This is a genomic window from Allobosea sp. LC85 (assembly GCF_000735605.1).
GTDB lineage: Bacteria > Pseudomonadota > Alphaproteobacteria > Rhizobiales > Beijerinckiaceae > Allobosea.
Genome location: NZ_JPKG01000044.1, coordinates 1 through 21,450 on the forward strand (window position 1 = coordinate 1; position 21,450 = coordinate 21,450).

Annotated in this window: 23 protein-coding genes; 17 read left to right on the plus strand and 6 right to left on the minus strand. The window is 64.3% G+C overall.

What is annotated here, in order from left to right; translation table 11 throughout:
- The 5 genes from hflK to FG93_RS19870 form a co-directional block, all read left to right on the plus strand.
- Positions 1 to 1,117 (plus strand): FtsH protease activity modulator HflK (gene hflK, locus FG93_RS19850; RefSeq protein WP_043237446.1); only part of this gene is annotated, 1,117 nt, incomplete at its 5' end.
- Positions 1,114 to 2,031, plus strand: a complete 918-nt coding sequence (gene hflC, locus FG93_RS19855) for a protease modulator HflC (RefSeq protein ID WP_043237449.1) — start codon at positions 1,114 to 1,116, stop codon at positions 2,029 to 2,031. The genes hflK and hflC, both read left to right, overlap by 4 nt.
- A gap of 19 nt (positions 2,032 to 2,050) precedes the next feature.
- A complete protein-coding gene (locus FG93_RS19860; RefSeq protein ID WP_043237452.1) occupies positions 2,051 to 2,242 on the plus strand; it encodes a DUF2065 domain-containing protein in 192 nt (63 codons plus the stop codon).
- Positions 2,243 to 2,367: 125 nt separating this feature from the next.
- On the plus strand, positions 2,368 to 3,891 hold the full coding sequence (locus tag FG93_RS19865) for a Do family serine endopeptidase (RefSeq protein WP_052513960.1): 1,524 nt from the start codon (positions 2,368 to 2,370) through the stop codon (positions 3,889 to 3,891).
- A gap of 149 nt (positions 3,892 to 4,040) precedes the next feature.
- A complete protein-coding gene (locus FG93_RS19870; RefSeq protein ID WP_043237455.1) occupies positions 4,041 to 4,382 on the plus strand; it encodes a DHCW motif cupin fold protein in 342 nt (113 codons plus the stop codon).
- A 200-nt stretch (positions 4,383 to 4,582) separates the two neighbouring features.
- Here FG93_RS19870 and serB read toward each other — a convergent pair whose 3' ends face one another.
- Complete coding sequence (gene serB / locus FG93_RS19875; protein ID WP_043237458.1) at positions 4,583 to 5,470, minus strand: phosphoserine phosphatase SerB; 888 nt, start codon at positions 5,468 to 5,470, stop codon at positions 4,583 to 4,585.
- A gap of 18 nt (positions 5,471 to 5,488) precedes the next feature.
- On the opposite strand from serB, the gene miaA reads away from it, so the two are divergent.
- Positions 5,489 to 6,409 carry a tRNA (adenosine(37)-N6)-dimethylallyltransferase MiaA gene (gene miaA, locus FG93_RS19880; RefSeq protein WP_052513986.1) on the plus strand — a complete coding sequence of 307 codons (921 nt, stop codon included), beginning with the start codon at positions 5,489 to 5,491 and terminating at the stop codon, positions 6,407 to 6,409.
- Between the two features lie 2 nt (positions 6,410 to 6,411).
- On the opposite strand, the gene FG93_RS31315 is transcribed toward miaA, so the two are convergent.
- Complete coding sequence (locus FG93_RS31315; RefSeq protein WP_052513961.1) at positions 6,412 to 7,872, minus strand: diguanylate cyclase; 1,461 nt, start codon at positions 7,870 to 7,872, stop codon at positions 6,412 to 6,414.
- Between the two features lie 319 nt (positions 7,873 to 8,191).
- Between FG93_RS31315 and FG93_RS19890 the strand changes: the two genes are divergently transcribed.
- The 5 genes from FG93_RS19890 to FG93_RS19910 all read left to right on the plus strand — a co-directional run bounded on the left by FG93_RS19890 (position 8,192) and on the right by FG93_RS19910 (position 12,285).
- Positions 8,192 to 9,952: an acetolactate synthase 3 large subunit gene (locus FG93_RS19890; RefSeq protein ID WP_043237460.1), complete on the plus strand. Its 1,761-nt coding sequence runs from the start codon at positions 8,192 to 8,194 to the stop codon at positions 9,950 to 9,952.
- Positions 9,953 to 9,982: 30 nt separating this feature from the next.
- Complete coding sequence (locus FG93_RS19895; RefSeq protein ID WP_043237461.1) at positions 9,983 to 10,690, plus strand: aspartate/glutamate racemase family protein; 708 nt, start codon at positions 9,983 to 9,985, stop codon at positions 10,688 to 10,690.
- On the plus strand, positions 10,687 to 11,376 hold the full coding sequence (locus FG93_RS19900; RefSeq protein ID WP_043237465.1) for a glutathione S-transferase family protein: 690 nt from the start codon (positions 10,687 to 10,689) through the stop codon (positions 11,374 to 11,376). Before FG93_RS19895 ends, FG93_RS19900 begins: the two co-directional genes overlap by 4 nt.
- A 135-nt stretch (positions 11,377 to 11,511) precedes the next feature.
- The gene (ilvN, locus tag FG93_RS19905; RefSeq protein ID WP_043237466.1) at positions 11,512 to 12,054 is read left to right on the plus strand and encodes an acetolactate synthase small subunit; all 543 of its coding nucleotides are present in this window, start codon (positions 11,512 to 11,514) and stop codon (positions 12,052 to 12,054) included.
- A gap of 9 nt (positions 12,055 to 12,063) precedes the next feature.
- Entirely contained in the window at positions 12,064 to 12,285 is a 222-nt protein-coding gene (locus FG93_RS19910) for a hypothetical protein (RefSeq protein WP_043237471.1), read from the plus strand.
- Positions 12,286 to 12,401: 116 nt separating this feature from the next.
- On the opposite strand, the gene FG93_RS19915 is transcribed toward FG93_RS19910, so the two are convergent.
- Positions 12,402 to 12,947, minus strand: a complete 546-nt coding sequence (locus tag FG93_RS19915) for a DUF924 family protein (RefSeq protein WP_081881669.1) — start codon at positions 12,945 to 12,947, stop codon at positions 12,402 to 12,404.
- 199 nt (positions 12,948 to 13,146) lie between these two features.
- On the opposite strand from FG93_RS19915, the gene FG93_RS19920 reads away from it, so the two are divergent.
- Together FG93_RS19920 and ilvC are read left to right on the plus strand one after the other, a co-directional pair.
- Entirely contained in the window at positions 13,147 to 13,803 is a 657-nt protein-coding gene (locus FG93_RS19920) for a TetR/AcrR family transcriptional regulator C-terminal domain-containing protein (RefSeq protein WP_043237476.1), read from the plus strand.
- Positions 13,804 to 13,824: 21 nt separating this feature from the next.
- On the plus strand, positions 13,825 to 14,844 hold the full coding sequence (ilvC, locus tag FG93_RS19925) for a ketol-acid reductoisomerase (protein ID WP_043237478.1): 1,020 nt from the start codon (positions 13,825 to 13,827) through the stop codon (positions 14,842 to 14,844).
- A gap of 417 nt (positions 14,845 to 15,261) precedes the next feature.
- On the opposite strand, the gene FG93_RS19930 is transcribed toward ilvC, so the two are convergent.
- The gene (locus FG93_RS19930; protein ID WP_043237480.1) at positions 15,262 to 15,633 is read right to left on the minus strand and encodes a helix-hairpin-helix domain-containing protein; all 372 of its coding nucleotides are present in this window, start codon (positions 15,631 to 15,633) and stop codon (positions 15,262 to 15,264) included.
- A 211-nt stretch (positions 15,634 to 15,844) separates the two neighbouring features.
- Positions 15,845 to 16,369: a DedA family protein gene (locus FG93_RS19935; RefSeq protein WP_052513962.1), complete on the minus strand. Its 525-nt coding sequence runs from the start codon at positions 16,367 to 16,369 to the stop codon at positions 15,845 to 15,847.
- 197 nt (positions 16,370 to 16,566) lie between these two features.
- Here FG93_RS19935 and FG93_RS19940 point away from each other — a divergent pair, with 197 nt between their 5' ends.
- The gene (locus FG93_RS19940) at positions 16,567 to 17,451 is read left to right on the plus strand and encodes an ABC transporter ATP-binding protein (RefSeq protein ID WP_052513963.1); all 885 of its coding nucleotides are present in this window, start codon (positions 16,567 to 16,569) and stop codon (positions 17,449 to 17,451) included.
- Complete coding sequence (locus tag FG93_RS19945) at positions 17,448 to 18,239, plus strand: ABC transporter permease (protein WP_043237488.1); 792 nt, start codon at positions 17,448 to 17,450, stop codon at positions 18,237 to 18,239. The genes FG93_RS19940 and FG93_RS19945 overlap by 4 nt, the downstream gene beginning before the upstream one ends.
- A gap of 17 nt (positions 18,240 to 18,256) precedes the next feature.
- Here FG93_RS19945 and FG93_RS19950 read toward each other — a convergent pair whose 3' ends face one another.
- Positions 18,257 to 19,174, minus strand: coding sequence for a LysR family transcriptional regulator (locus FG93_RS19950; protein ID WP_081881670.1), 918 nt, complete (start codon positions 19,172 to 19,174; stop codon positions 18,257 to 18,259).
- Positions 19,175 to 19,267: 93 nt separating this feature from the next.
- Between FG93_RS19950 and FG93_RS19955 the strand changes: the two genes are divergently transcribed.
- Both FG93_RS19955 and FG93_RS19960 read left to right on the plus strand, forming a co-directional pair.
- Positions 19,268 to 20,239, plus strand: a complete 972-nt coding sequence (locus FG93_RS19955; RefSeq protein WP_043237496.1) for a carbon-nitrogen hydrolase family protein — start codon at positions 19,268 to 19,270, stop codon at positions 20,237 to 20,239.
- A 165-nt stretch (positions 20,240 to 20,404) separates the two neighbouring features.
- A complete protein-coding gene (locus tag FG93_RS19960; protein ID WP_043237505.1) occupies positions 20,405 to 21,436 on the plus strand; it encodes an ABC transporter substrate-binding protein in 1,032 nt (343 codons plus the stop codon).
- Positions 21,437 to 21,450: the final 14 nt, after the last annotated feature.

Consider the following 21,450-nt stretch of genomic DNA (forward strand, 5'->3'; position numbering starts at 1 on the left):
ACCCTGGGGCCAGCGCGGAGGTGGTGGCGGCGGCGGCCCATGGGGGCAGGGCCCCGGCGGCAGCGGCGGTGGTTCACCACCGGACCTGGAAGAGATTTTGCGCCGCAGTCAGGACCGGCTGAAGGATCTGCTGCCGGGCGGCAATCTCGGCGGACGCGGTCTGGCTCTCGGCATCCTTGCGCTGATCGTGATCTGGCTGTTCACGGGCTGGTATATCGTCCGGCCGAACGAGGTCGGCCTCAACCTTCGCTTCGGCAAATATATCGGCAAGACCGGCGAAGGCCTTAATTACAACTGGCCCTACCCGATCGGCAGCGTGATCAAGCCGCAGGTCACCAATGTGATCACGACCGAAGTCGGATTCCGCACCATCGAATCGGTGCGCACCTCGCGCCAGACCGATGTCGGCGAAGAGAGCCTGATGCTGACCGGCGACGAGAACATCGTCGATATCGACGTGATCGTGCAGTGGCAGATCGATCCGGCCGCGCCGGAGAACTACGTCTTCAACATCCAGGATCCGCCGGGCACGGTGAAGGCCGTGGCCGAGAGCGCGATGCGCGAGGTGATTGGCCAGCGCAACATCCAGCCCGTGCTGACGACGGACCGCGCTGCGATCGAGACCGAGGTGCGCCAGCTGATGCAGGAGACGCTCGACAGCTACAAGGCTGGCGTGCAGATCCGCCTCGTCCAGCTGCAGAAGGTCGATCCGCCGCAGCAGGTCATCGACGCGTTCCGCGACGTTCAGGCGGCGCGCGCCGACCAGGAGCGCCTGCGCAACGAAGCGCAGACCTATGCCAATCGCGTCGTGCCGGAATCGCGTGGTCGTGCGGCGCAACTGGTCCAGTCGGCTGAGGCCTTCAAGGAGCAAACGGTTGCGGAAGCCCGCGGCCAGGCCAGCCGCTTCAACGCTGTCTATCTGCAGTACAAGGCGGCGCCGGCCGTGACCCGCGAGCGTCTCTTCCTCGAGACGATGGAGCGTGTGCTCGGTGGCACCGACAAGATCATCCTCGACCAGAGGGGCAACGGGCAGAGTGTCGTGCCTTACCTGCCGCTGAACGAACTCCAGCAACGGCGCGCTGCGCCGGGTGCGCCGCAGGCGGGAGCGACCCGATGAACGGTTCCATCCTGCGCATTGGTGCGCTCGTCGTCCTCGCTGCCGCGGCGATCGGCTTCTACGCGTTCACTTTCGTGGTGTCGCAGACACAGTCGGCCATCGTGCTCAAGCTTGGCGCCGTCCGGGCCGTGAAAACCGAGCCGGGGCTTTACCTGAAGTGGCCGGCTCCGATCGAGACGGTGACGCTGCTCGACAACCGAATCCTCGATCTCGACCTGCCCGCACAGGAAATCATCGCGTCGGATCAGAAGCGGCTCGTCGTCGACGCCTTCACGCGCTACCGGATCTCCGATCCGCTGCGCTTCTACCAGGCGGTCAACAACATTCCGCGGGCGAATTCGCAGCTTGCCTCGATCGTCAACGGTCAGGTTCGCGCGGTCCTCGCCGATGCCAGCTTCATCTCGGTGGTCCGGACCGACCGGTCGCGGCTGATGAGCCGCATCCGCGACGATGTGAACCGCGAGGCGGCGCGCTTCGGCATGACGGTCGTCGATGTCCGCCTGCGTCGGGTCGATCTGCCGCAAGCGAACTCGCAGGCGGTGTTCCAGCGCATGCAGACCGAGCGCCAGCGTGAAGCGGCCGAGGCGCGCGCGCTGGGCGCCCAGCAGGCGCAGGAGATCAGGGCTCGTGCCGAGCGTGACGCGACCGTGATCGTCGCCGAAGCTCAGCGCCGTTCGGACGAGGTTCGAGGCGAGGGCGAGGGCGAGCGGAACAAGGTCTTCGCCGAAGCCTTCGGCAAGGATCCCGAGTTCTTCACGTTCTATCGCTCGATGCAGGCCTATGAGGCGAGCATCAAGCCGGGGGACACGCGGATGCTGCTTTCGCCGGATTCGCCATTCTTCCGCTACTTCAACGACCCTACGGGGCGCCCCCAGAGCTCGGCTGCAACGCCGGCCCCGGCGGCCAATCCCTGATCGATAGCGAGCGTCGCGTATGCTGGATTTCATCGCGGCGCTCGGCCTCGTCTTCGCCATCGAAGGCATCCTGTTCGCCGCGATTCCAAATCTGGCGAAGGATGCGTTGCGCAGCGCTGCGGAGACACCAGCAGACCGGATGCGGCTGATCGGTATCGGTTCAGCTGTATTCGGGGTTCTGCTCGTCTGGCTGGTGCGCATCGGGGTGTAGGAGCGGCGGTCGGAGTGTCTGGTGACATGATTGTGTGTCGCCCTTCCGCCGCAATTTGAGGTTCAATCTCTAGGCCAACATCCTGGCCGCATGATCGGCCTGCTTCTTCACGAGGATCCTGATTGATGGCACTGAAAATCGTTTCCGCTTCCGGGCATGTGCGGGCCGCACTCGTGGCCGGCGCCGCAGCGCTGCCGCTGCTGGCGGCGCCCGTGGTCGCCCAGCCGCCGATTGCAGCGTCGCCACTCGTCCAGGGGCAGATTTCGCTCGCCGACCTGGCCGAGCGGGTGATGCCCGCGGTGGTCAACATCTCGGCCGTCACGACGAGCGACACACGCGGCCGCAACCTGCCGCAATTGCCGCAGCTCGGCCCCGACACACCTTTCGGCGATCTGTTCGAGGAGTTCTTCAACCGCCGCGGCCAGGGCCAGCAGGGCCAGGGTCAGGGCCAGCCGCCGCAGCAGCGACGGTCGCAATCGGCGGGTTCGGGCTTCGTGATCGATTCCTCCGGCATCGTCATCACCAACAACCACGTCATCGGCGACGCCAACGAAATCACGGTGATCTTCAACAGCGGACTGCGCCTGAAGGCGGAGATCATCGGCAAGGACACCAAGGTCGATCTCGCGGTGCTGCGTGTGAAGCACGACAAGCCGCTCGACGCCGTCAAGTTCGGCGATTCCGACAAGATGCGGATCGGCGACCCCGTCATGGCGATCGGCAATCCGTTCGGCCTCGGCAGCTCCGTGTCGTCGGGTATCGTCTCGGCCCGCAATCGCGATATCCAGCAGGGCCCCTACGACACCTATATCCAGACCGATGCGGCCATCAACAAGGGCAATTCCGGCGGCCCGCTGTTCAACATGGCCGGCGAGGTCATCGGCATCAACACCGCGATCCTGTCGCCGACCGGCGGCTCCGTCGGCATCGGCTTCGCGGTTCCCTCGTCGCTGGCGGTCAACGTCGTCGATCAGCTCCGTGAATTCGGCGAGACCCGCCGCGGCTGGCTCGGCGTCCGCATCCAGAGCGTCGACGACGCCACCGCCGAGGCGCTCGGCCTCGGTACGGCGCGCGGCGCGCTCGTTGCCGGCATCGACGACAAGGGCCCGGCCAAGCCGGCGGGCCTTGAGGTTGGCGACGTCATCGTCAAATTCGACGGCAAGGAAGTGAAGGATTCGCGCGACCTGCCGCGGATCGTCGCCGGTACGCCGGTCGGCAAGGATGCGCCGATCACTGTGGTTCGCAAGGGCAAGGAAGTCGTCAAGACGGTCAAGCTCGGCCGTCTCGAGGATGGTGAGAAGGTCCAGCAGGCCGCCGCCAAGCCGAATGCCGAACCTGCGAAGCCCGCCGTGACCACGGCGCTCGGTCTGGAACTCTCGCAGCAGACAGACGAGCTCAGGAAGCGCTACTCGATCAAGGACGGCACCAAGGGCGTTGTGATCACCAAGGTCGATCCCAATTCCAATGCCGCGGACAAGCGCATCTCGATCGGTGAGCTGATCGTCGAGGTTGGCCAGGAGGCGGTCAACTCGCCTGAGGACGTGACCAAGCGCCTGGATACGCTGAAGAAGGAGGGCAAGAAGTCGGCCCTGCTTCTGGTCGCGAATGGGCAGGGTGAGGTCCGGTTCGTCGCGGTCACGATAAACTGACCCACCTGTCTTCGACAGGTTCAAGGGCGGCCCTTCGCGGCCGCCCTTTCTGTTTTTCCGGATGGGTGATCAGGCCGATGATCAATTTGCATTGGTTGCGCTCCGCCCGGTGTGCGATCAGGGGCGACGAGCAGCGGAGCGGATGTGCCATGCGGATGAGCGAGATTCCTTTCGGAACGGTCGATTGGAGTTCAGTGGAACCGGAGCGTCACCCGGGCGAGGCGGGCGAGGCGATTTGGCGCACGCGCTACTTCGGACCGGCGGAGAATGCGATCAGGGTCCGCATGGTCGAATACTCCGCGGGCTACGTCTCGGATCACTGGTGCTCGAAGGGGCATGTCCTGCTCTGCCTCGAAGGCGAGCTGGAGACCGTGCTGGAAGACGGGCGCGCCTTCACGCTCCGGCCCGGCATGAGCTATCAGGTCGCCGATCAGGCCGAGGCGCATCGCTCGCGGGCGCCCAGGGGGGCGAAGCTGTTCATCGTCGATTAGATCGCCGTGCGTCCATTCGGACGCAGGAGCGGCGATCTAACTCTTTGTTTGAGCATCGGATTTTTTCCGAAAACCGATTCCACTTTTCGGTCCGATGCTTTAGATCATCGGACCGAAAATCGTATCCGGTCCGATGATCCAACTTTCTGTGTTTGCATCGGCTTTCCCGAAAACCGCAATCCACGTTTCGGGCCGATGCTTTAGATCTGGATGATCTCGTCGCCACGATAGCCCTGTGCATAGAGCAGAGCTGTCAGATCCGCGTGGTCAAGCCGGGCATCTGCGGCAGCCGCAACTGCCGGTTTGGCTCTGAAGGCGACGCCAAGCCCGGCCTCGCCGAGCATCGCGAGATCGTTGGCGCCGTCGCCGACCGCCAATGTCGCCGCTCTTGGAAGGCTGCGCTGCTCGCGCAGTTCGACAAGCGAGTCCAGCTTGGCCTGTTTGCCGAGGATCGGGGCTTCGACTTCGCCGGTCAGGACGCCGTTGGCGACGAGGAGCGTGTTGGACCGATCCTCGTCGAAGCCGATGGTTGCACCGAGCGGACCCGTGAACACGGTGAAGCCGCCCGAGACCAGCGCCGTGTAGGCTCCGTTGGCACGCATGGTGCGCACCAGTTGCCGGCCTCCGGGCGTCAACGTGATGCGCTCGCGGATGATTTCGTCCACCACCGAGGCCGGGACGCCTTTCAGCAGCGCAACGCGCTCGCACAGCGCCGGTTCGAAGGCAATCTCGCCGCGCATGGCGCGTTCGGTGATGCTCGCGACCTTGTCCTTGAGCCCGACATAGGCGGCGAGTTCGTCGATGCATTCCTGACCGATCATGGTCGAATCCATGTCGGCGAGGAAGAGTGCCTTGCGGCGAGTCGCAGCCGGCTGGACGATGACATCGACCTCGCTTCCGTCGAGCGCTGCACGAATGTCGGCTTCGAGCTTGCGTGCGTGCGGCCGATCCGCGAAGAGGTCTGCTGCGACCTCGCCATCAAGGCGGGATTGCCGGGTTACGCCGGATACGGCATTGGCCAGACGCGTCAGCAGGGCGTCGCTCAGCAGCGCCTGGCCGTGAGCGGAAACAAGTGTCGCGACGAGCATGAGAAGGACCGGTTGAGCGTGGCGTACAGGGCGGTGCTCATCGCAGGTCCTACGGCGAGCGGCAAGTCCGCGTTGGCGATCGAGATTGCGCGCCGCTTCGGCGGGACGGTCGTCAATGCGGATTCGATGCAGGTCTATGCCGATCTGCGCATCATCACTGCGCGGCCGACGATCGAAGAGGAAGCGATGGTTCCTCACCGTCTCTATGGCCATGTCGACGGCGCCGTGAACCATTCGGCAATGCGCTATGTCGCAGATGTCAGCGCTATCCTCGGCGAACTGGAGCGCAATGGATCGCTTCCCGTGCTGGTCGGTGGGACCGGGCTCTACTTCAAGGCCTTGACCGAGGGCCTTTCGGAAATCCCGCCGGTGCCCGAGGCTGTTCGCTCGGCCTTTCGCGCCCATGCCGAGGCGCGCGAGACAGCCGCGCTCCATATCGAACTTCAGGGCTGCGATCCCGCCATGGCCGAGCGGCTGCGGCCGAGCGACCGCATGCGGATCATGAGAGCGCTGGAAGTCTTTGCCGCGACCGGACGGTCGCTGGCGAGTTTCCAGGGGGCCCGGAAGCCCGGCCCGCTGGACGGGGGAGCGCTGCTCCGGCTGTTCGTCTCTCCCGAACGCGACCTGGTGCGTGCTCGCATCGATCGACGCTTCGAGCAGATGATGGGGGAGGGCGCCCTCGACGAGGTTGCGGCGCTACGGGCGCGCGGACTCGATCCGCTGCTGCCGGTCATGCGCGCGCATGGCGTACCCGGCCTGATCGCCTATCTCGACGGGGCGCTCAGCCTTGATGAGGCCATCGCGAGGGGGCAGGCCGACACGCGCGCCTATGCGAAGCGCCAGGTCACATGGTTCCGTCACCAGATGGCAGGCTGGCACGCTGTTGCGCCTGAGGCGGCTCTCGGCCTTGCGCTGCGCGAGCTGGAAAATACGGCCTGAGGTCAGGCGGCTTCGGCGACGTCGGTCCCCGCGAAGCGGATGCAGTCACGGCCTTCGTGCTTGGCGCGGTACAGGGCGCTGTCGGCGCGCGCAAAGAACTCCGCGAAGCTCTCCGCACCCTCGAGGGTCGCAACCCCAAGGCTCGCGGTGACACGCAGGGACATCGTCTCGGAGGTCGGCAACTCGCGCATCGCCAGCGCATCCTGGATACGATGGGCGATGCGGATGGCGGCTGTGGATCCCGTGCGTGGCAGGAAGACGGCGAACTCCTCGCCGCCGAAACGCCCCACCAGATCGCGCTCGGGCCTGACCAGACCAAGCAGAAGATCGGCGAAGGCCCTGATCACCGCATCGCCTGCCACATGGCCATGCGTGTCGTTGACGCTCTTGAAGTGGTCGATGTCGACAATGATCAGGGACGTATCGTCACCGTCAGTTTCGCACGCGAGGATCTCGCGATTGGCCTTCTCGATGAAGGAGCGCCGGTTTAGAAGTGCGGTCAGCGGATCTGTCTCGGCAAGGCGGCGCAGTTCCTGCTCGCGTTCCTCGCGCTGGCCGATTTCATGAGACAGCGCACGCCGGGTCGCGCGCTCCCGGCCGATCTCGAGTGCCAGCGTCGCGGCACGGCTTTGCAGTGTCAGGTTCGCGATCATCAGCTCGGAGATGTCGGTGAGCGTGATCACCAGCCCGTCGCCGAGAGGAGCCAGCGCGAGCTGGAGCCAGATCTCACGGCCATTCACGGTGAAACTGGATTCGAAGATGTCATTGCGGCGCAGCTCGATGGCATAGAGGCAGCGGCGCCAGATCATGGCGTCAGAGAGGAAGGGCAGGCTCGTGCGTGCGTCCGTGTCGAGCAGGTTTTCGTTGGGGTGACCGGCCATCAGCGCCGCGCGGCGATTGGCGGTGATGATGATCGTGCGCTCGATGTTGCCGTCATCGTCGCGCACGGCCCGCAGTGCGACAATGCCGCTTGGCGAGGTTTCCAGAACCGTGGTCAGCAGTTCCTCGCGGAACTGCAGCGGGCGACTGAATACGACGAGGAAGCGATCACCGTTCGCGGCGCTGGTCGGCAGGACCAGGCGCTCCCAAAGGCAGACCCGGACGGTCTTGAGCGAACGATGCACGGTGTACATCGGCTTGCCGTCCGCCAGGGCCTGATCATAGCATTGGATCGTGAACCGGGCGACCTGAGGGGTCATTTGCGAGATGCGTTCGCCCTGCCTGCTGCCGCCGACATAGCGCGTGATCTCGCGGCCGAAATGCTCATAGCAATAATCGCCGTCTCCGATGGGGACGCAGACCATGAGGTCGTCGCCGAAGCGGGGCATCAGGTCCTGGAGCAGTGCCTCGTAAGGGACGCCGCCTTTGCCAGGGGCGTGCAGGGCAAAGCGTTGCAGAAGTTCGGCTACTTCCGGCGCATGGGCGCGTTCGACAATGTTCTGGGTGTGCACTTCCTGATACATGGCGGCCCCGTTTCGCGCGCAAGGACCTTAGCAAGGTCGTTCTTGAAAAAGTGTTCCCTTTCGTCATGGGATTTTCGGAACCGGCGGCCATTGAGCTTTTGCGGCTTGACCCTGCCAAACCGGTCGTCTAGCGTGCCGCAATTATCGCAAAGGGTGTCGGGCGCGATGCGCAAGCTTATTATCGTACGGGTGCGCTGGTAGGGGGCGGTTGAACAAACCGCTTGGCCCCTGACGCCAGCGCACGCCCAGGCCCCTCCGCGGGCCTTTTTTATTGCCCGATTTTCCCTGAACTGACCCGAAGACCCCCGAGGAGAACGACATGAGCGAGATGATGACCGGCGCGGAAATGGTCGTCCGCGCGCTTCAGGATCAAGGCGTCGAACATCTGTTCGGCTACCCCGGCGGCGCCGTGCTGCCGATCTATGACGCGCTCTTCCTCCAGGACAAGGTCAAGCACATTCTGGTTCGGCACGAGCAGGGTGCCGTCCATTCGGCGGAGGGCTATGCGCGCTCCTCGGGCAAGGTTGGCTGTGTTCTGGTGACCTCCGGTCCCGGCGCGACCAATGCCGTCACCGGACTGACCGACGCGCTGCTCGACTCGATCCCGGTTGTCGTCATCACCGGGCAGGTCCCGACGCATCTGATCGGCTCCGACGCCTTCCAGGAATGCGACACGGTCGGCATCACGCGCTCCTGCACCAAGCACAATTATCTCGTGAAGAGCATCGCGGACCTGCCGCGCATCCTGCATGAGGCCTTCTATGTCGCCGCCAACGGCCGTCCCGGGCCCGTCGTCGTCGATATCCCGAAGGACATCCAGTTCGCAAAGGGCGAGTATACCCGCCCGCGCGACAACCAGCACAAGACCTATCGTCCGACGGTCAAGGGTGACCTGAACAAGATCAAGGCTGCGGTCGAGTTGATGGCCAAGGCCAAGCGGCCGATCTTCTACACCGGCGGCGGCGTCATCAATTCCGGCACGCACGCCTCGGCGCTGCTGCGCGAACTGGCGCGGCTGACCGGCTATCCCGTCACCTCGACGCTGATGGGCCTGGGTGCCTTCCCGGCGGCCGACAAACAGTGGCTCGGCATGCTGGGCATGCACGGCACCTACGAAGCCAATCTTGCGATGCATGACTGCGACGTCATGATCAATATCGGTGCGCGCTTCGACGACCGCATCACCGGTCGGCTCGACGCTTTTTCGCCGCGCTCGAAGAAGATCCATGTCGATATCGACCCGTCCTCGATCAACAAGAACGTCAAGATCGACATCGGCATCGTGGGTGATTGCGCGCATGTGCTGGAAGACATGGTCCGCATCTGGCGTGAGACCAGCCCCCAGGTCGACAAGGAGGCCTTGAAGGGCTGGTGGGAGCAGATCAGCGGCTGGCGTGCGCGCAACAGCCTCGGCTACAAGCAGTCCGGCGCGGTCATCAAGCCGCAATACGCGATCGAGCGGCTCTATGAGCTGACCAAGGACCGGGACACCTACATCACCACCGAAGTCGGCCAGCACCAGATGTGGGCGGCGCAGTACTTCCGCTTCCAGGAGCCGAACCGCTGGATGACCTCGGGCGGGCTCGGCACCATGGGCTACGGCCTGCCGGCGGCAATCGGCGTGCAGATGGCCCATCCGAAGGCGCTTGTCGTCGACATCGCCGGCGAAGCCTCGATCCTGATGAACATGCAGGAGATGTCGACGGCGGTGCAGCACCGGCTGCCGGTCAAGATCTTCATCCTGAACAACGAATACATGGGCATGGTTCGACAGTGGCAGGAACTGCTGCATGGCGGGCGCTATTCGGAGAGCTATTCGGCTTCCTTGCCCGATTTCGTGAAGCTCGCCGAAGCCTATGGCGGCCACGGCATCCGCTGCTCGGATCCGGAACAGCTCGATGACGCGATCCGCGAGATGATCGATACGCCGAAGCCGGTGATCTTCGATTGCCTCGTGGCGAAGGAAGAGAACTGCTTCCCGATGATCCCGTCGGGCAAGGCCCATAACGAGATGATCCTGCCCGATTTCGAGGGAAATACAGGCGATATCATCGACGCCAAGGGCAAGCAGCTTGTCTGACGATCAGCAAGCAGGCGAGGAGATGCGGGCATGAGCACGATCGGCTTGATCGGCGGCATGAGCTGGGAATCGACGGCGGTTTACTACCGGCTGCTCAATGAGCGGGTGCGCACGCTTCGGGGCGGGCTGCACTCGGCCGATGTGCTGCTGCATTCGCTTGATTTCGCGCCGATCGCCGAGATGCAGGCAAGCGGGGATTGGGCTGCGGCCGGGCATCTTCTGGCCGACAGCGCCATCCGGCTGGAGCGGGCGGGCGTAAACTGCATCCTGCTCTGCACCAACACGATGCACAAGCTCGCGGACCGGATCACGGCCGCGACACGCGTGCCCTTCCTGCATCTTGCGGACGTGACCGCGACGGCGATCCGCAAGAGCCCGTCGCGGCGACCGCTCTTGCTGGCGACGCGCTTCACGATGGAACAGGCCTTCTATCGCGAGCGTCTTGCCGCGTTCGGCGTCGAGGCCATGGTCCCCGATGCGGAACAGCGCGACGATGTCCATCGCATCATCTACGAGGAGATCTGCCGTGGCCGGATCGAGCCTGCCTCGAAGGCACGCTATCTCGATATCGTCGCAGCAGCCGTAAGGCAGGGCGCGGACGGCGTGATCCTTGGGTGCACCGAGATCACCCTCCTGGTCTCGCAGGCGGATTTCGACATCCCGGTCTTCGACACGACGGCGCTGCATGTCGAAGCCGCGCTCGATTTCGGCCTGGAAACGGCGAGCCAGGCGGCATGAAGCTCCTGATCGGAAACAAGTGCTATTCGTCCTGGTCGCTGCGGGCCTGGCTCCTGCTCAGCGCCAAGGGCATTGCGTTCGATGAGAAGCTCGTCCTGCTCGACGAGCCCGGCTTCAAGGAGGCGATCTTCGCAGAGGCTCCGGGCAGCGGCGGCACCGTGCCGACGCTGGTGGACGGGGATATCGCGGCGTGGGAGACACTCGCGATCATGGAATACCTGCATGATCGGCATTCCGATCTCGGGATCTGGCCGAGGGAGCGCGCAGCACGAGCCCATGCCCGTGCCATATCGAGCGAGATGCATGCCGGGTTCTTTGCCTTGCGCCGGGCCTGTCCGATGAATCTCGGCAAGCGCTTTGCTGCACGCGATCGTGGGGCCGAGGTTGCCAGGGATGTCGCACGGATCACCGCGCTCTGGGGCGAGGCTCGCTCCCGCTTCGGCGAGGCGGGGGGAGGGCCGTTCCTCTATGGCGCCTTCTCCGCAGCCGACGCCATGTACGCGCCGGTCGTCACCCGGCTCGATACCTATGCGATCCCGGTCGATCCGGTCAGTGCCGCCTATATGGCCGCGGTACTCGCCCATCCCTCCTATCGCGACTGGCTGAAGGCTGCCCTCGCCGAACCCTGGATCGTAGCCCAGGACGAAGTCGACGAGCCCGCCACCGCCAATCTCCGTCACGTCTAGATCATCGGACCGGATATCGCATCCGGTCCGATGATCTAACCTCCTGTGTTTGCATCGGCTTTCCCGAAAACCGCAATCCACTTTTCGGGCCGATGCTTTAGTTCCGAATTCCGCTTCAGCTCCTGCAGGTGTCCGATGCCGACGTCAGCCACGCATTATCCGAACGCTCCCAAGATCCAGCCGATCGCCCGCCACACGCTGGCGGTGATCGTCGACAATGAACCGGGCGTTCTCGCCCGCATCGCCGGGCTGTTCTCGGGTCGCGGCTACAATATCGAGAGCCTCACCGTCTCCGAAACCGAGCACGAGAAGCACATCTCGCGCATCACCGTGGTCACCTCGGGTACCGCCAACGTCATCGAGCAGATCAAGGCGCATCTCGACCGGCTGGTGCCGGTGCACCGGGTCGTCGATCTGACGCTTCAGGGCGAGGCGCTGGAGCGCGAACTCGCCTTGGTCAAGGTCGTCGGCAAGGGCGACCATCGCGTCGAGGCAATGCGGCTTGCGGCGGCGTTCGGGGCACGGACACTCGATGCGTCCCTGACCTCCTTCGTCTTCGAACTCACGGGCTCGACCGAGGAGATCGAGCGGTTCATCAAGCTGATGACCGTGGTCGGGCTCACCGAGGTCTCGCGCACGGGCATCGCGGCGATGAGCCGTGGCCCCGAGGCGATGTGATCGAAGGCAATGGACGCGGCTTCGCTCAACATGGTGGCGCTTGCGCTCGGGGCGGCCGGATTCGGCTGCTTCGCCTGGCCGATCATCCAGCGGCTCAATGGCAAGGCGCCGGCGGAAGCACCAGGCAGCGGCAAGAGCCTGCGCTCGCCGCTGTGGTGGGCCGGCTTCGTACTGACGGTTGCGGCGATCTTCCTGCAGCGCATCGCCAGTCAGCAGGCGGGAGGAGTTTAGATCAACGGACCGGATATCGTCTCCGGTCCGTTGATCTCACTTCTGTGTTTGCATCGGATTTCTCCGAAAAGTGGATTCCACTTTTCGGTCCGATGCTCGGGTGTCCCGCGCCAGCCTCAGCCGCTGAAGCCGCCTGTATCAAGGAACGCGCGCTCTTCGGTCGTCGTGTCGCGGCCGAGAACAGCGTTGCGATGCGGGAAGCGGCCGAAGTCGCGGATGATGTCGCGGTGAATGATCGCATATTTGGTGCTGTCCTCATCGCCCGAGGCGCGGCTCAGTTCGATGCAGCGTTCCTGATGGTCCAGCTCTTCGGAATGCATGAAGGGCATGTAGAAGAAACGCCGCTCCGGGTTGGTGAAGTGCTGGTCGAAGCCGCGGGCGATGGCGCGCTCGGCGACCTCGACAGCGAGATCGTCGCTGGCGAAGGCTTCGGGCGAGCCGCGGTAGAGGTTGCGCGGAAACTGGTCCAGCAGGATGAGCAGCGCATAGGCGCCTTCGGGGGTCTCTTCCCAGGCACTGAGCCCGCCTGCCGCTGCGGCGCGCTGGGCCTCAAGAAAGCGACCGCGGATCTCGTCGTCGAAGGCGTCGTCCTTGGCGAACCATTTATCCGGCCCGGCTTGTCGCCAGAAGGCGACGGTCTCGGCAGCCGTAGGCAAGCTCATATCGTATCTCCCAGATCGCATAACGCGTTGGCTGTGAACCGCAATTGTGCCAGCGGACCGGCAGGTCGCGGCGCAGGTTGACCGATTTCGCGCCGAAGTGGAACCCGGCTCAGCCCCGTGCGAGGATCTTCGCGCGCTGGCCCTTGCGCTCGGAAAAGCCTTCCTGTAGAGACCGAACCGTAACGTACGGTACTGATCCTTGGGCGCCATTTCCGACACAGCGAGCGAAGGACTGACGGCCCGGCAACAGGCCGTGCTCGATGCTGTCCTTGGCCTGATGGTCGAGAAGGGCGATCACCTGACGATGACGGCCGTCGCCCGGCGTGCGAGCTGCTCGAAGGAAACCCTCTACAAGTGGTTCGGTGATCGTGACGGCCTGCTGACGGCGACTGTACAGTGGCAGGCCTCGAAAGTGCGCGCCGGCAACTATGATCGCCAGAAGCTCGATGCCCTGACGCTGCGCGATAGCCTGACGCGTTTCGCCGCGAACTGGCTCAATGTGATCACCAGCGACACCTCGATTGCGCTGAACCGGATTGCCATCAGCCAGGCCGGATCGAAAGCCGGCAATCTCGGTGGGATCGTGCTGGCAAACGGACGTGTCGCCATCGGCGAGCGCCTGAAACCGGTTATCGACGCAGGCCGCGAGGCTGGCCTCCTGGCTTTTGACGACACCGAGACGGCCTTTCGCACGTTCCTCGGCCTCGTCGGGCGCGATGTGCAGATCAGGCTGCTGCTGGGTGATGCGCTGGTGCTGAGCCCGGCGGAGAACGAGCGCGATGCAGCGCGCGCCACCGATCAATTCCTCACTCTGTACGGCGCGGTTGAAGCCGCGCCGGGCAAAGAAAAACCCTAACGCGAGACCAAGGAGCAACCTATGCGCGTTTATTACGACCGCGATGCGGACATCAATCTGATCAAGGGCAAGAAGGTCTGCATCGTCGGCTACGGCTCGCAGGGCCATGCGCATGCGCTCAACCTGCGCGATTCCGGCGTGAAGGACGTCATCATCGCCCTGAAGGCCGGTTCGGCCACCCGCAAGAAAGCCGAGGAAGCCGGCTTCAAGGTCATGACCCCGGCCGAGGCGGCCAAGACCGCTGACATCATGATGATGCTGACCCCTGACGAGCTGCAGGGTGACATCTATCGCGACGAGCTGCACGGCAACATGAAGGAAGGCGCGGCGCTGCTCTTCGCGCATGGCCTCAACGTGCATTTCAACCTGATCGAGCCGCGCAAGGACCTCGACGTGCTGATGGTCGCGCCGAAGGGCCCCGGCCACACCGTGCGCTCGGAGTATCAGCGCGGCGGCGGCGTGCCGACCCTGATCGCGATCCATCAGGACGCCACCGGCAACGCTCATGATCTCGGTCTGTCCTACGCCTCGGCTAATGGCGGCGGTCGCGCCGGCATCATCGAGACCACCTTCAAGGAAGAGTGCGAGACCGATCTCTTCGGCGAGCAGGTCGTGCTCTGCGGCGGTCTGGTCGAGCTGATCAAGGCCGGCTACGAGACCCTGACCGAGGCCGGCTATGCGCCTGAGATGGCCTATTTCGAGTGCCTGCATGAAGTGAAGCTGATCGTCGACCTTATCTACGAGGGCGGCATCGCCAACATGAACTACTCGATCTCGAACACGGCCGAGTTCGGCGAATATGTCACCGGCCCGCGGATCATCACCGCCGAGACCAAGGCCGAGATGAAGCGCGTGCTGACCGATATCCAGTCGGGCAAGTTCACCCGCGACTGGATGCTCGAGAACAAGGTCAACCAGACCTCGTTCAAGGCGACCCGTGCCCGCATGGCCGCGCATCCGATCGAGGAAGTCGGCGCCAAGCTGCGCGACATGATGCCCTGGATCAAGGCCAAGGCGCTGGTCGACAAGACCAAGAACTGATCGGCTTCAGGCCCTGATCCGCGGCCTTGGCGAGCCGATGCAATTTCGCTCGCCAAGCAGCTGACAGGGCTAACAAATCGTTGATTCCGAGAGGGCGGATGCAGTAATGTGTCCGCCCTCTCGCCTTTCCGGGCGTGGAACCGGTTCGAGTCCGATGCGTTCGTAAGGGCAGTCGTACGTGGAGGCGGCCCATGAGGACGGTGAATCTGACCAATGTGATCGATAGTCCTGTCTGCTCGCGAGCCTTGCTCGCAGTGTCGCTCGTGATTGTATTCGCCGCTGTGTTCGGGCTTTTCGGATACTGACAGGCCTGCGCCAGGCCGCCAGGGTCTGGCGAAGAACGCGGTGCCATCAAAAAGCAGAAAGGCCTCCGGCGCAGAACGCCGGAAGCCCTTATCTCTGCGGGGACAGCCGTGTTCAGAAGGTGATCTTGTCCTTGATGTCGGATTCGACATTCGCGGGCAGGACATTGCGCTTCACGAGATCGTTGAAGTCCTTGAATTTCGCTTTGGCCCGTTCCTCGATGATCTTCTTGGAGCGTGCTTCGCCGATACCCTTGAGGGTGTCGAGTTCAGCAGCGGTTGCCGTGTTGACGTTGATCTTCTTGACCTGTGCGGCTGCAGGCTGCGCAGGCTTGGCGGCTGTGCCAGCGGCGGGCGCGGCTGGCGTCGCAACGGGGGCCGGGGCACGTGCGGGGGCGCTCGGCTGTGTGGCTGGCTGTTGTGCGAAGGCGTAGCCGGCGGTCAGCGCGAGGGCGACGATCGGCGAGATGATGCGCGAAAGGCTCATGGTTGGACTCCATAGTCCTGTCCCGGGAGCGTAGCATCGGACGGGCGCCGGGTCGCCCGCCTCGACAACGCCGGCGGCTTGGAGCCATCCGGCGTGCCGCGCCAGGTTCGCACTGGTGAGTGGCGATACCGCGACGCGACGCCCTCAATTCGCGCCTTCCGGCCTGAACCCGTGCTGAATGTCGCGTTCAGTGTTCGGACGGCTTTCGGGATCAGCGCGTCACGAACTCGGCCAGCCGTCCGGCGCCATAGAGCAGGCCAAAGCCCCAGGCGAAGGACGCGGCCCAGTTCGCGAGCTGGAATGGCAGGAACGGCATTTTCACGATGCCGGCGACAATGGCGATGACCGCGCGTAGCGGGCCGAAGAAGTGGCCGATGAGAATGCTGAAGATGCCCCATTTTTCGAAGAAGGCATGTCCCTTCTCAAGCAGCTCCGGGTTCTTGTTGAGCGGCCAGGTTTCTCCGATGCGCGGGCCGAGCACGAGGCCGGCCCAATAGGAGATCCAGAAACCGCAACCTGCGCCGAGCGAGGCCGCGAAAGCCAGCGGAACCAGATCGAGACCGGAAGCTCCCGCCGCCGCTCCGAAGGCCGTGAAGAACACGGTGGCGGGCACGAGCCAGGACAGCACTGCGACACATTCGGCGAAGGCCACCAGAAAGACGATCGGGATCGCCCATTGCTGGTTGGTGCGCATGAACTCGACGAGTCCCTGCATCAGGCTTTCGAGTTGCAGCATGAGGGCCGAGATCTTTCAGGCGAGGGCGCTGGCTTATCGCTGTCCCCGGGAGCATATGCAACTGCCGCCCTCTGCGGCGAATATGCCAGCCAAGACCAAGGTTGGGTTGCCTTCCGGAGGCGATCCCCTAGAGTTTCGCCAAACGAACGCGATATTCGGCCAGCGCGCTAGCGTAGCAGGCCGTCGGGGAACGCTTTATGGAGCTTCAAGACCGCCTGCACGCTGATGCGGGCCCTGCTGGCGCGCCCCTTGTGGATGCTGCGCCAGCCGTCAGTCTCAGCGGCATCGACATCACTTTCCAGCTTGCAGGTGGGAATCGCTACAAGGCGGTGACCGGCATCAATCTCACCGTCTCGGCCGGCGAGTTCGTCTCGGTCGTGGGGCCGACCGGCTGTGGAAAGTCGACCTTGCTCAATGCTGCGGCCGGGCTGCTGACCCCATCCGCCGGCAAGGTCGGGATATTCGGCAAGCCGCTCTCGGGGCTGAATGTGCGCGCGGGCTATCTCTTCCAGCAGGATGCGCTGATGCCGTGGAAGACGGCGCTGCAGAATGTCGCCGTGGCTCTCGAACCGATGGGCGTGCCGGCTGCGGAGGCAAATGCCCGCGCCCGCGACTGGCTTGGCCGCGTCGGCCTGCGGGCCTTCGTCGATCGCTATCCGCACATGCTCTCGGGCGGCCAGCGCAAACGCGTCAGCCTCGCGCAGATGCTGATCCGAAACCCCGAGATTCTGCTGATGGACGAGCCCTTCGGGCCGCTCGATGCGCAGACGCGGCAGATCATGGGGAATCTGCTGCTGGATCTCTGGTCGAAGGATCGAAAGGCGCTGATCTTCGTCACACATGATCTCGAGGAGGCGATCGCGCTCTCCGACCGCGTGGTGGTTATGTCGGCGGGGCCAGCGGCCGGAATCGTTGCCGATTACAGGGTCACCCTGCCGCGCCCGCGCGACATCGCCGAGATCAGGCTGGAAAAGGCCTTCCACGAGATCCATCGCGACATCTGGTCGTCGCTGCGCGTCGAGGTGCAGAAGGCTTATGCCATGGGCGAGGGCAAGGAACTGATGCAGGGAGACGCCTCGTGAATCGCCTGACGCTCCTTGCGCTGCAGATCCTCGTCGCCGTCGTGTTCCTGCTGATCTGGCATGTCTTCACCGTCTACCCGCTGCTTGGCGAGACCAAGACGATCCAGTTCTTCTTCTCGACGCCGCTGCAGGTTCTCGGTCGAACCTGGACCCAACTCACTGGCGGCGACATCTATTTCCATCTCGGCATCACGCTGACCGAGACCGTACTCGCCTTCGTCATTGGCTCGGCGGCTGGCATCTTCTTCGGCTTCACCTTCGCTCGCCGGCAACTGATGGCGGCGGTGTTCGACCCCTATATCAAGGCGGCCAATGCACTGCCGCGCGTGGTGCTGGCGCCGATCTTCGCGCTCTGGTTCGGCCTCGGCATCTGGTCGAAGGTGGCACTCGGCTTCACGCTGGTCTTCTTCATCGTCTTCTTCAATGTTTACCAGGGCGTCCGCGAGGTCTCGCCGACGGTGCTCGCCAATGCCCGCATGCTCGGCATGAACGAACGCCAGCTCTTCCGCCATGTCTACTGGCCGTCAGCCCTGACCTGGATGTTCTCCTCGCTGCACACGTCTGTCGGCTTTGCGCTGGTCGGTGCGGTCGTCGGCGAGTATCTCGGCTCGTCGGCCGGCCTCGGCTACAAGATCCACGAAGCCGAGAGCGTCTTCGATGTCACCGGCGTGTTCTCGGGCATGCTGATCCTGGCGCTCTTCGTCATCGTGATCGATTCCCTCGTCACCCTCGTCGAGAAGCGCCTGCTGGTCTGGCGGCCGGGACAGAGCGCGACCACGACGACGTAAGCCCACGCAGCCGGCTCTCACCCCGCGCTTGCCGCCTCGGGGCGCGGCTGGCGAGCCACGTGCCCGGCCGCGGCGCTGCTTTCGATCAGCGTCAGGAAGGCTGTCGCGACCGGATGGAGCGTCCCGGCCGGCAGGGTCACGGCGTGCAAGATGCGTCGGAGGTTCGGGCGGAGGGGGATCGTGACGACGCCGCGGCTGTCGTCGAGGGCGAGCTCGGGCATGATCGTCAGGCCAAGCCCTTCACGCACCATGCTGAGCAGGGTTGCGTTGTCGCGCACGAGGCAGGCGATCTCGGGATGGCTGGCTGCTGCCGTCAGGAGTTCCTGGATGAGCGTTTCGCAGCCCCCTCCCGAGAGCAGCATGCGTTGTCCGTCCAAGGCACTGAGGGGGAGCGAGGCGCGCGATGCAAGCTCGTGATCGGTGGGAACGACCACGAGGTAGTCGTCGGAATAGACCGGGCGCGCTGCCAGTTCGGGATGGGTGCGGCTGGTGATGCCGATCTCGACCACGCCGGCCTGGACCCAGGCTGTGACCTCCGGATCCGTCCCCTCGTACAAGGTCACCGCAATTCCGGGATGCTCGGCACGCAGGCGCCGCAGCCATGAGGGCAACAATCGGATGGCGGCGCTCTGTACGACGCCGATCCGCAAGGTGCCGCTCAGCTTGCCGGCAAGTCCGCCGCATGTGCCGAGCCGCGCTACGGCCGCGAGTACCGCACGTGTCTCGACAAGTGCCGCTGCGCCGGCTGTGGTCAGCGCCAGCCCGTCGCGGCTGCGTAGCAGCAATGTCGCGCCCAGCGCCCTTTCCAGTCCCGCCACGGCCTGGCTCACAGCCGATTGGGACAGGCAGAGGCGGTCGGCTGCCACCGTGAAGCCGCCATGTTCGACGACACCGGAAAAGCAACGCAGCTGCACCAGAGTGACATTAGGTGTCATGATCGATGGCTATTCCAAGGATTAATTGGACTGATCTCGTCCGCGTCCTTAACCCGGCCTCCGCAACGCACTCAAGGCCGGGGATGAGGGTCGATGACCGCCGTATCAGACAAACTGACCGTGGGCTTGGCCCAGATCGCTCCGGTCTGGCTCGACCGCGATGCCACCCTGGGCAAGGTCGTCGACTGGATCGAACGTGCTGCGGCGGCTGGATGCGGCTTCGTCGCCTTCGGGGAGGCGCTGGTGCCGGGCTATCCCTTCTGGATCGAACACACTGACGGTGCGCGCTTTGAATCGTCGCTGCAGAAGGACATTCACGCGCATTATCTGGATCAGGCCGTGCAGATCGAGGCCGGTCACCTGGCTCCGGTCTGCGCTGCGGCGGAGCGCGGTGGCGTCGCCGTCATGCTCGGCATCATCGAACGCCCGGCAGATCGAGGCGGGCACAGCGTCTATTGCTCGCGCGTGCATATCGGAGCGGATGGCATGGTCGCGTCGGTGCATCGCAAGCTGATGCCGACCTATGAAGAGCGGTTGAGCTGGGCGCCGGGCGACGGACATGGTCTGCAGGTGCACCGTGTCGGGGCGTTCACGGTTGGCGGGCTGAACTGCTTCGAGAACTGGATGCCGCTGTCGCGAGCGGCCCTGTATGCGCAGGGCGAGAATCTGCATGTGGCACTCTGGCCGGGAAATCAACGCAATACGGTCGACACAACCCGCTTCCTGGCGCGCGAGGGACGCAGCTACGTGCTGGCCGTCTCGGGGCTGATGCGCAAGCAGGATGTGCCGGCTGGCAGTCCTGCTGCTGCCATGCTGGACAGCTGCCCCGAGATCCTGGCCGATGGCGGCTCGGGAATCGCCGGGCCGGACGGAAAATGGGTGATAGAGCCCGTGACAGGGCGAGAGGAGCTACTCGTCGCGACGCTCGACCATCGCGAGGTCAGGCGCGAACGCCAGAACTTCGATCTGGCCGGGCACTATGCCCGTCCGGATGTGACGCGCCTCGTCGTCAGCCGGCATCGGCAGGGCGTTGCCTCGTTCCTGGACGAGGTGGCGCCGTGGTGACGTGAGCCCACCAGGGTTCGCCCTGGAGGAACTCGACGAAAGTTCCGTTCCGGACGCCCCGCTGATCGGGGAGGCGAGGTTGCCCGTGCTGGGCAATCTCGCCTATCGTCGGGGCCGACTGCGCCAGTTGAGAAGCGCAAACCGATCCCATCAGGAGGAAATTCGATGAGCTTCACCCGTCGCGGCGCGCTTGCCGCGCTCGCCTTGTCCACCTCTCTCGGCTTCCTGCCGTTTGGCGCACAGGCCCAGACGGCCGAGAAGCCGAATGTCACGCTCGGTGTCGGCGGCAAGCAACTGCTCTATTATCTCCCGCTGACGGTCGCGGAGAAGAAGGGCTTCTTCAAGGAGCAGGGGCTCGACGTCACGATCAACGATTTCGGCGGCGGCGCGAAGTCGCTGCAGGCCTTGGTCGGCGGCTCGGTCGATGTCGTGACCGGCGCCTATGAGCACACCATCCGGATGCAGGCCAAGGGCCAGGACATCCGCGCCGTGGTCGAACTCGGGCGTTTCCCGGCGATCACCATCGCCGTGCGCAAGGAGCTTGCCGATAAAGTCAAGTCCGCGGCCGATTTCAAGGGCTTGAAGATCGGCGTCACGGCTCCCGGCTCCTCGACCTCGCTCACAGCGCAATATGCCATGGTCAAGGCCGGCCTGAAGGCGACCGACGCGCCGATCATCGGCGTCGGCGCCGGTGCGAGCGCCGTTGCCGCGATCAAGCAGGGCCAGGTCGACATCATCTCGCATCTCGATCCCGTGACCTCGAAGCTCGAAGCGGATGGCGATGTCGTCGCCCTGATCGACACCCGCACCGAGGCCGGCACCAAGGCGCTGTTCGGCGGCTCAAACCCTGCCGCCGTGCTCTATCTCAAGAACGATTTCGCCGAGAAGAACCCGGTCACGACGCAGAAGCTCGTCAACGCGCTGGTCAAGTCCCTGAAATGGCTCGAGACGGCCAAGCCCGAGGATGTCGCCGATCTCGTCCCCGCGGAATACCATCTCGGCGACAAGCCGCTCTATCTGCGCGCGGTCAAGAACTCGCAGGAAAGCTATTCGCGCACCGGTATTTCCACGCCAGATGCGATGAAGAGCATGTATGACTCGCTGAAGCTGCTCGATCCTGAGCTCGCGACCTCGAATGTCGACCTGAGCAAGACTTTCATCGACAGCTTTGCGAAGAAGGCTGCGGCCGGATCGTAGTCGCTCGACTCCTT